This is a genomic window from Promicromonospora citrea, assembly GCF_013004695.1.
In the GTDB taxonomy this organism is placed as follows: domain Bacteria; phylum Actinomycetota; class Actinomycetes; order Actinomycetales; family Cellulomonadaceae; genus Promicromonospora; species Promicromonospora citrea.
On the sequence record NZ_JABEMG010000166.1, the window covers coordinates 1 to 8419 of the forward strand.

Annotated in this window: 10 protein-coding genes; 5 read left to right on the top strand and 5 right to left on the bottom strand. The window is 74.3% G+C overall.

Features of this window, described 5'->3' with window-relative positions; all coding sequences use genetic code 11:
• Together HLB15_RS20925 and HLB15_RS20930 are read right to left on the bottom strand one after the other, a co-directional pair.
• Positions 1-1005 (bottom strand): tyrosine-type recombinase/integrase (locus HLB15_RS20925; RefSeq protein ID WP_171108284.1); only part of this gene is annotated, 1005 nt, incomplete at its 3' end.
• Positions 1006-1108: 103 nt separating this feature from the next.
• Positions 1109-1564: a hypothetical protein gene (locus HLB15_RS20930; protein WP_171108286.1), complete on the bottom strand. Its 456-nt coding sequence runs from the start codon at positions 1562-1564 to the stop codon at positions 1109-1111.
• Between the two features lie 53 nt (positions 1565-1617).
• Here HLB15_RS20930 and galE point away from each other — a divergent pair, with 53 nt between their 5' ends.
• The gene (gene galE, locus HLB15_RS20935; RefSeq protein ID WP_171108288.1) at positions 1618-2640 is read left to right on the top strand and encodes a UDP-glucose 4-epimerase GalE; all 1023 of its coding nucleotides are present in this window, start codon (positions 1618-1620) and stop codon (positions 2638-2640) included.
• Between the two features lie 20 nt (positions 2641-2660).
• Here galE and HLB15_RS20940 read toward each other — a convergent pair whose 3' ends face one another.
• Positions 2661-3881, bottom strand: coding sequence for a 3'-5' exonuclease (locus tag HLB15_RS20940; RefSeq protein ID WP_171108291.1), 1221 nt, complete (start codon positions 3879-3881; stop codon positions 2661-2663).
• Between the two features lie 257 nt (positions 3882-4138).
• Between HLB15_RS20940 and HLB15_RS20945 the strand changes: the two genes are divergently transcribed.
• From HLB15_RS20945 to HLB15_RS20955, 3 genes are all read left to right on the top strand, one after another.
• Complete coding sequence (locus HLB15_RS20945; RefSeq protein WP_171108293.1) at positions 4139-4477, top strand: hypothetical protein; 339 nt, start codon at positions 4139-4141, stop codon at positions 4475-4477.
• 78 nt (positions 4478-4555) lie between these two features.
• Positions 4556-5542 carry a ribonuclease Z gene (locus HLB15_RS20950; protein WP_308424938.1) on the top strand — a complete coding sequence of 329 codons (987 nt, stop codon included), beginning with the start codon at positions 4556-4558 and terminating at the stop codon, positions 5540-5542.
• A gap of 108 nt (positions 5543-5650) precedes the next feature.
• Positions 5651-6448 (top strand): tyrosine-protein phosphatase, encoded by a 798-nt coding sequence (locus HLB15_RS20955; RefSeq protein WP_171108295.1) that lies wholly within the window; start codon positions 5651-5653, stop codon positions 6446-6448.
• Here HLB15_RS20955 and HLB15_RS20960 read toward each other — a convergent pair.
• Both HLB15_RS20960 and HLB15_RS20965 read right to left on the bottom strand, forming a co-directional pair.
• Positions 6387-6914, bottom strand: a complete 528-nt coding sequence (locus HLB15_RS20960; RefSeq protein ID WP_229785497.1) for a GNAT family N-acetyltransferase — start codon at positions 6912-6914, stop codon at positions 6387-6389. The two genes, HLB15_RS20955 and HLB15_RS20960, sit on opposite strands and share 62 nt — an antisense overlap.
• Positions 6915-6988: 74 nt before the next feature.
• Positions 6989-7174, bottom strand: coding sequence for a hypothetical protein (locus HLB15_RS20965; protein WP_171108299.1), 186 nt, complete (start codon positions 7172-7174; stop codon positions 6989-6991).
• 122 nt (positions 7175-7296) lie between these two features.
• On the opposite strand from HLB15_RS20965, the gene HLB15_RS20970 reads away from it, so the two are divergent.
• Positions 7297-8319: an LLM class flavin-dependent oxidoreductase gene (locus HLB15_RS20970; protein WP_171108301.1), complete on the top strand. Its 1023-nt coding sequence runs from the start codon at positions 7297-7299 to the stop codon at positions 8317-8319.
• The last annotated feature ends 100 nt before the right edge of the window (positions 8320-8419 follow it).

Genomic DNA, 8419 nt, shown 5'->3' on the forward strand with positions numbered 1-8419 from the left:
CCGCAGGGCGCGCACCGCCGCCGCGACCTCGTGGTCGAACACGGGGCCGGGTGGCAGGCCGAGGGCCTCGCGGAGGGTGGTCACGGCGCGTCCGGCCGCCTGCACGGCAGGCCGGAAGGCGGACCGGTCGAAGCTCTCGCGCCGCAGCGGGCCGCCGCGAGCGCCGGTGAACAGCAGGTCGGTGGGCGCGCGTCCGGCGGCCTGGGCGGCGACGGCGTCGGTGAGCGTCGCGGGCAGGGGGACCTCGCGGCGGGCGTGCGTCTTGGTGTCGCCGAGCAGCAGGGTGCCGTCGTCGAGCCGGGTGAAGGCCTTGGTGACGCGTACGCGGCGGCGCAGGGGGTCGACGTCGGCCACGGTGAGCGCGCTGACCTCGCCCCAGCGCAGGCCGGTGAGCGCGGTGAGCAGCACGAGGGTACGGGCCTGCGCGGAGGTGGTCGCGTCGGCGACGCGACGCAGCTGCTCGTGGCTGAGGTAGCGGTGCGGCTTGGTCTTGGGGGCGCGGGGCAGGGCGGGCACCTTGCCCGACGGCGTGCGCGCGGGGTTGCTGCGCAGCCTGCGGGCGTCGACGGCGGCGTCGAGCAGCGCGACGAGCAGGCGGACGGCGTCGCGCCGCCGGGCGGGCGAGGCGGCCTCGCCGGTGGTGGGCGACGGCATGGTCGCGGCCCAGCGGGCGACGTCCTCGTGGGCGACCTGGCGCAGGGGCCGGTCGCCGAACGCCGGGTCGATCAGGGACCGGAAGCGCTCGCGCTCGGCCTCGAGGGTGCGGGGCGCGCGGTCGACGCGGCCCTCCTGCCAGATGGTGAACCACTGCGCGACGGTGAGGCGCCCGGCGGCGGGGTCCACCCACTCGGCGTGCTTGCCCGCCTCCTCCTGGCGGCGGGCCTCCGCGAGCGCCTCGCGCCGGGAGGTGAAGCGGCGGGTGCTGCGCAGGCGGCCGTCGACGCGGTAGCGGCCCACGTGCCCGGTACGGCCCGCGGAGTCGGTGCGCTGCTCGGTGTAGGCCACGGGGGCAGCGTAGTGGTGGGTGCCGTGGTGGCGGGGCAGGCGTGCCGGGTGACAGGGCAGGTCAGGCGGGGCAGGTCAGGCGGGGCAGGTCAGGCGGGGCAGGTCAGGCGGGGTCGGGTTCGTGGTGGGGGCCGGTGGTGGCCGGCGTCTCGCCCCGGAGCCAGGCGGTGGCCTGCGGGGAGTGGACGCCCTGGATGACGAGGAGGGCCAGGACGATCCCGATGACGCCCGAGGGCGGCAGGCCGTCGAGGAGCGCGAGGACGACGGTGAGGGCGCCGTTGACCACGACGAGGATCTCGACGACGAGCACGGGGGTGCGGGCGCGGAGGCGGCGGCGGGCGAGGCCGACGGCGCCGACGGCGAGGACGGGTGCGGCGAGGATCGAGATCACGCCGCCGACGGCGACGAGGGTGCCGTCGCGGCCGTGCTCGGCCTCGACGGAGGCCAGGACGAGGAAGAGGATGCCGCCGGCGAGGTTGGTGACGACCTGGAACCAGAGGACGACCAGGGCGGCGGTGAGGCCGCCGGGGCGGCGGGCGGGTGTGCTGTCGGGTGCCATGGCGGGACGGTACGGCGCGGGGCCCGGGACCCCTCCCCGGCTATCGTGAGGGCATGCGCGTTCTCGTCTCCGGTGGGGCCGGCTACATCGGCTCGCACACCGTCCTCGCCCTGGTCGCCGCGGGTCACGATGTCCTGGTGGTCGACGACTTCTCCAACTCCAAGCCGACGGTGCAGGGGCGTCTGGAGGGGCTGGCCGGGCGGCCGATCCCGTTCCACGCGTTCGACCTGACCGACGTCGACAAGACCGAGCGGCTGTTCGCGCACGAGCAGATCGACGCGGTGGTCCACTTCGCGGGGTTCAAGGCGGTGGGGGAGTCGGTGGACCGGCCGCTGGCCTACTACCGCAACAACCTGGACTCGACGTTCGCGCTGGCGGAGGCGATGACGCGGCACGGGGTGCGGAAGCTGGTGTTCTCGTCGTCGGCGACGGTGTACGGCGAGAAGGCACCGGTGCCGTACCGGGAGGACTACGAGCACCTGTCGTCGTCGTCGCCGTACGGGCAGACGAAGGTGATGATCGAGCGGGTGCTGTCGGACGTCGCGCGGATCTCCGAGGGCTGGAAGGTCGCGCTGCTGCGGTACTTCAACCCCGTGGGCGCGCACGAGAGCGGCGAGATCGGCGAGGACCCGCAGGGTGTGCCGAACAACCTCATGCCGTTCATCGCGCAGGTGGCGGTGGGCCGGCGGGAGCGGCTGACGGTGTTCGGGGACGACTACCCGACCGCCGACGGCACGTGCGAGCGTGACTACCTGCACGTGACGGACCTGGCGGCGGGGCACGTGGCCGCGCTGGAGCACCTGGACGACATGGCGGAGCCCGCGCGGGCGTTCAACCTCGGCACGGGGACGGGCACGTCGGTGCTGCAGCTGCTCAAGGCGTTCGAGCGGGCGGTGGGGCGGGAGCTGCCGTACGAGGTCGGTCCGCGTCGTGCCGGCGACCTGCCGGCGTTCTGGGCCGACCCGACGCGCGCGAACACCGAGCTGGGGTGGCACGCGACCAGGACGATCGACGACATGTGCGTCGACACGTGGCGGTGGCAGTCCCGGAACCCGGACGGGTTCCCGGACGCCTGACCGGGACCCGGGCGGGTGCCTCAGACGACGGGGTTGCCGATCGGCGGGGTCTCGAGCCGGTCGAAGTCGAGCTGGGGCACGTCCTGGCTGGGCGCGGCGGCCGGTGCGGGCGGCTGGGCCGGGCCGTCCTGCGCGGGTCGCTGGGTGCGGTCGACGGGTTCGGCGTGGGCCTCCTCGAAGGCGCGCACGATGGACCACGGCAGCCGGATGTAGCCCTCGACGTCGAACCCGTTGGCGATGGCCCACGCGCGCATCTGGGCGGGCGTGGCGCGGTTGCGCCCGTCGGTGGGCTTCTTGGTGCCGGACTCGTCGACGAGCTTGGGGAACTCGACGGGGGTCGCCTCGACGATGGGCTCGATGACGGCGTCGCGGGGGCAGCCGAGGGTGTCGGCCACGCGCCACAGCTCCTGCCGGGCCTCGAGGTGGTAGCGGTCGTTGTCGATCGCCTGCTGCACGAGCGTGTCGAAGAAGCGGCGGCGCACGTCGGCGGCGGCCTCGGGGGTGAGGCGGTAGAGCGGCTCGGCGTCGGCCAGGTGCGGGAACGTCTCGGGGGTCAGGCGCCCGTCGTGCAGGGTCTCGGCGACGAGGGCGAGGTACCCGTGGGTGTGCACGTCGGCGACCACGGCGATCGCGTCGGCGAGCGGCTGCCCGGCGAGCGTGCTGAGCACGCCGGGGCCGCGGCGGCCGGGCCAGGGGCGCGGCGGGCCGGGGGTGTGGCTGGGCGCCTCGGGCCACGGGTAGACCCAGGCGCGGAGCGTGACCTGGAGCAGCTCGGGCAGGTCGGGCACCCCGCCGGCGCTCTGCAGGAAGCGGCCGAGCAGGCCCGCCACGGCGCGGGCCTCGTTGACGGGGGTGGAGTTCGGCGGGATGCCGCCGCCCTCCATGTGCACGCCCGCCGCCGTGCAGCAGTCGGACAGGCGGCGGTGACGCAGGGCGGGCAGGTAGTGGTAGCTGGCGTCGATCATCGACAGCTGCGCGAAGGGCGGCAGGTCCCAGCCCAGGTGGGCCAGCTCGGCCCGCAGCACCTCGACGCCGAGGCGGCCGTTGTGGGTCACGATCGCCAGCTGGGACAGGCGTTCGCGCAGGGTGGTGGCGACGTCGGCCAGGGCGATCCAGGCGCCGTCGGGGTGCAGCACCGCGGACCACTCGTCGACGACGGCGCCACGCTCGTCGACGCGGACCACGGCGATCTCCCGCAGGCGCGAGCGGGCCACCTCGATGCCGGTGACCCGTGTCGACACGGCTGCGTACGCCGGCTTGCCTACACGTCCGTCCTGGGCCATGCGCGTCCTTTCTCGACAGCCGTGCCGCCGATGGCGCTACGACGCGCCACAGGGTGCCATCGGTGCGAGAGTCCCGAAAGTGGAGATCGTGCGAATATGTCTGATTCTGTGAAAATCACTACCAAAGATAGCGGACCGCCCCCCGATTATTAACACTTGTCATGGGTGTTTGGCCACCACCGGGGGTGGTCACCAGGGGTTCACCAGGGGAGGCCATGGTGCTGTCGAAGATCTCGGTCATGGACTGGCGGGCGATCGCGGCGCTGGGTTTTGCCCTGCCGTACGTCGCGCTGGTCGTGCTGGGGGATCGGTTCGGATGGCTCGACGCCGCGGCGCTCGACTCTCTGACCAGCCCGATCACCATTGTGACACTGGGCTGTCTCCTTGCGGGAGCAGGCCTGGCGCTCACGCCGGCGATCCAGGGGGCGAGCTACCCGGTGCTGAACCTCCTGGTGGGCGGGGCGATGCTGCTGGCGTTCTGCTGGGCGGTGCTGGTGCTCGCCCAGGCCCGCTACGGGTGCGACCCGATGAATGTTCTTCCGGGCTGCGGGTGATCTTTCGAAAGTTTGCACCTGCATGGATCTCCGCCGCTGATCTCGACCGAGATCCGGCGTGTCCAGGAGAATGCGGACGTGCTTCCTGTGCCGCCCTCTGACGGGCGCCCCGCCGCGCCCCCGCCCGGCCGCCGGACCTCGAGCCGCGAGCTCGTCGCCCTCGGGACGGCCAGCCAGGTGCCCACCCGCACCCGCAACCACAACGGGTACGCCCTGTTCTGGGACGACGACGTCATCCTGTTCGACCCCGGCGAGGGCACCCAGCGGCAGATGGTGCACGCCGGGATCTCCGCGAGCGCCCTGACCCGGGTCGCGCTCACCCACCTGCACGGGGACCACAGCCTCGGCCTGGCCGGCGTCGTGCAGCGCCTCAGCCTCGACGCCGTGCCGCAGACCGTCCCGATCACGTTCCCCGAGTCGGGCAGACGGTGGGTCGAGGCGCTGTGCGACGCGACGGCCTACCACCACCAGGAGCGCGTCGTGCTGCAGGGCCTGACCCGGGACGGGATGGTGCCGCGCGTGGCCGGTGAGCGGCACGGCCCGGCGGTGCTCCGCACGGCCCGCCTGGACCACTCCCTGGAGGCCTACGGGTACCGGCTCGACGAGCCGGACGGACGGCGCATGGACCCCGAGCGGCTGGCCGCCGCGGGGATCACCGGCCCCGACGTCGGCCGCCTACGACGGCAGGGCGAGCTCCCGACCGCGGGCGGCGTCGTCCGGGTCGAGGAGGTCAGCGACCCGCGCCCCGGGCAGTCGTTCGCGTTCGTCATGGACACGCGCCTGTGCGACGCCGTCTGGTCCCTGGCCGACGGCGTGGACCTGCTGGTCATCGAGTCGACGTTCCTGGACCGCGACAGCGCCCTGGCCCGCGACCACGGGCACCTCACCGCGCGGCAGGCGGCCACCGTGGCGGCGCAGGGCGGCGTACGGCACCTCGTGCTGACCCACTTCTCCCAGCGCTACCAGGACCCTGCCGAGTTCGAGCGCGAGGCGCGCACGGTGTACGACGGCGAGCTCACCGTCGCCGCCGACCTCGACCGGGTGCCGGTGCCGCGCCGGCGGTGACACCGACCGGTCTCCACCGACCCGCCCGCACCGGTCGGTCCGCACCGGTGCGTCCAGGGGAGTTCTCCCCGTTGACCTGGGCACCCGCCCCCGCGAACGATGCCCGCCATGAGCACCCCTGCGAGCACCCCCGCCGACGTCGGCGCGTGGGACGGCGCCGTCAACCTCCGCGACCTCGGCGGGCTGCCGCTCGAGGACGGCGGCACCACGGCACCAGGGCGCGTGTGGCGGTCGGGCGCCACCGAGCACGTCACACCGGCCGGCTGGGCGCGCGCCGTCGACGACGGCCTGACCACCGTCGTCGACCTGCGCAACCCCGCCGAGATCAGGCAGGCCCGCCACCTCGCCCCCGGCCCGCCGCCACCCGATCGCCTCCGCACCCGCAACACCCCCACCGAGGACACCGGCGACCCGCACTTCCTGGCCGCCTGCGGCCCCTGGCTGGACCACCCCCGCTCCTACGCCCCGACCCTGGCCATGTACCCCCACCTCGTCGGCGGTGCCTTCCGGGCGCTCGCGGACGCCCCGGGGCCGGTGCTGGTGCACTGCTCGGCCGGCAGGGACCGCACGGGCATGGTCGCGGCGATGCTGCTGTCGCTGACGGGTGTGGAGCACGAGGCGATCGCGGCCGACTACGAGGGCGCGTTCCGCGGGACACGGCACCCGGGCGGCTCGGTGGCCTATGACGTCGAGCGGGGCGTGTGGGTGCAGCACCCGGGCGAGACGTGGACCCCTGAGCAGATGGACGAACGGGTCCGCGAGCGCCGGGCGGCCCTGCTGGAGTGGCTGGCGGACCTGGACCCGGTGGCCTGGCTGCGGTTCGCGGGGCTCGACGAGGCGCGGATCAGCCGGCTGCGGCGCCTCCTGCGCCCGGCTCCCCGGCCAGGTCCAGCTCCAGGGTCATGAAGGTGCTGTTCGGGTCGGGCACGTAGCGGCCGAACGGTCCGCACGGGGCGAACCCGTGCCGCGCGTACAGGCGGCGGGCGGGGGCGAAGTAGTCCTGCGTGCCGGTCTCGAGGCTGAGGCGGTCGTAGCCGCGCCGCCGGGCCTCGGTGAGGACGGCGGCCAGGACGGCGGAGGCGACGCCGCGACCGCGGGCGGCGGTGGCGGTGCGCATGGACTTGATCTCGCCGTGCGTCCCGTCGAGCTGGCTGAGGGCGCCGCAGCCGAGCAGGGTGCCGCCCGGCTCGCGAGCGGTCCAGAAGGTGACGGCGGGAGCGAGCAGGGCGGTGTGGTCCAGGGCGTGCACGCTCTCGGCGGGCGAGGTGGCGTACATGTCGGTGAGGTGCTCGTCCAGGAGGCGGCGGACGTCGTCGCGGGCGGGGGAGTCGACGGCGACGTGGAACGGGCCGGGACGCTGCGGGGTGTGCACGGCACCATCCTGGCGGACGCCGGGCGCGCACGGTCGCCGGCGCCGCGGCAGGAGCGCGGCGCCGGCGAGGGGTGTCAGCCCAGCAGGCCGTCGAGGGTGGCGTTCACGGCGCCGCTGACCAGTGCGGCGGCACCGACGATCAGCACGAGCAGTGCGCCGGTGGAGGCCACCAGGGGGATCCACCACCGCACGGGCTCTGTCGCTGTGGTGAACACCGTCCGGTCGTCGCTGGGGTCGAGAATCGGCTGGTTCGTGCTCACACTGTGTCTCACACCTTGATAGACGCTCGTCGTGCCCGAAACGATGCCCGCCGGCCGGTAACGTTTCGGGAACGTTCGCGCCGCGGCGGACGCCGCCGCCCACCCGGGGAGTTGAGGTCAGCGTGAAGAAGATCGGTTTCCTGTCCTTCGGCCACTGGACGCCGCACCCGACGTCGGCCACGCGCTCCGCCGCGGACGCGCTGCTGCAGTCGATCGAGCTCGCCGAGGCCGCCGAGGAGCTGGGCGCCGACGGCGCCTACTTCCGGGTGCACCACTTCGCGCGGCAGCTCGCCTCGCCGTTCCCGCTGCTGGCGGCGGTCGGGGCGCGCACGAGCCGCATCGAGATCGGCACCGGCGTGATCGACATGCGCTACGAGAACCCCCTGTCCATGGCCGAGGACGCCGGTGCGGCCGACCTCATCTCGGGCGGGCGCCTGCAGCTGGGCATCAGCCGTGGGTCACCCGAGCAGGTCGTGGAGGGGTACCGGTACTTCGGGCACGAGCCCGCCCCCACCGACGACGGCGGCGCCGAGATGGCCCGGGCCCACACCGCCCGGTTCCTCGAGGTGCTGCAGGGGGAGGGGTTCGCCGAGCCCAGCCCGCGCCCCATGTTCCCCAACCCGCCCGGCCTGCTGCGCGTGGAGCCGCACTCCGAGGGACTGCGGCGCCGGATCTGGTGGGGCGCCGGGTCCCGCGCCACGGCCGAGTGGACCGCCGCCCAGGGCATGAACCTCATGTCCTCGACGCTGCTCACCGAGGACACCGGTGTGCCGTTCCACCGCCTGCAGGCCGAGCAGATCCAGCGCTTCCGCGACGCCTGGGCGGCAGCGGGCCACGACTTCACGCCGCGCGTGTCCGTCAGCCGCAGCATCTTCCCCCTGACCGACGACCGCGACCGCCGCTGGTTCGGTTCCGAGGTGGACAGCCAGGACCAGGTCGGTCACCTGGACACCGGCGTGGCCCGGTTCGGCAGGACGTACGCGGGCGAGCCCGACCAGCTCGTGGAGGACCTGCGCGCCGACGAGGCGGTCCAGGCCGCCGACACCCTGCTGCTCACCGTGCCCAACCAGCTCGGCGTCGAGTACAACGCCCACGTCATCGAGAACGTCCTGGTGCACGTGGCGCCCGCGCTCGGCTGGCGGTAGCCGGCGCGGGCGCGCCCTGTGCCTGCCCCCTGTGCCTGCCCCTGCGGCTACGCGGCGCAGGGCGCGTCGGACCGCGTGCCCGCGGCCACCGCGACCCGGT

Bases quoted from the DNA above. Each gene is read 5' to 3' on its own strand.
- HLB15_RS20930 (WP_171108286.1), bottom strand. From the start codon at position 1,564: ATGGCACCCGACAGCACACCCGCCCGCCGCCCCGGCGGCCTCACCGCC.
- galE (WP_171108288.1), top strand. From the start codon at position 1,618: ATGCGCGTTCTCGTCTCCGGTGGGGCCGGCTACATCGGCTCGCACACC.
- HLB15_RS20955 (WP_171108295.1), top strand. From the start codon at position 5,651: ATGAGCACCCCTGCGAGCACCCCCGCCGACGTCGGCGCGTGGGACGGC.
- HLB15_RS20945 (WP_171108293.1), top strand. From the start codon at position 4,139: ATGGTGCTGTCGAAGATCTCGGTCATGGACTGGCGGGCGATCGCGGCG.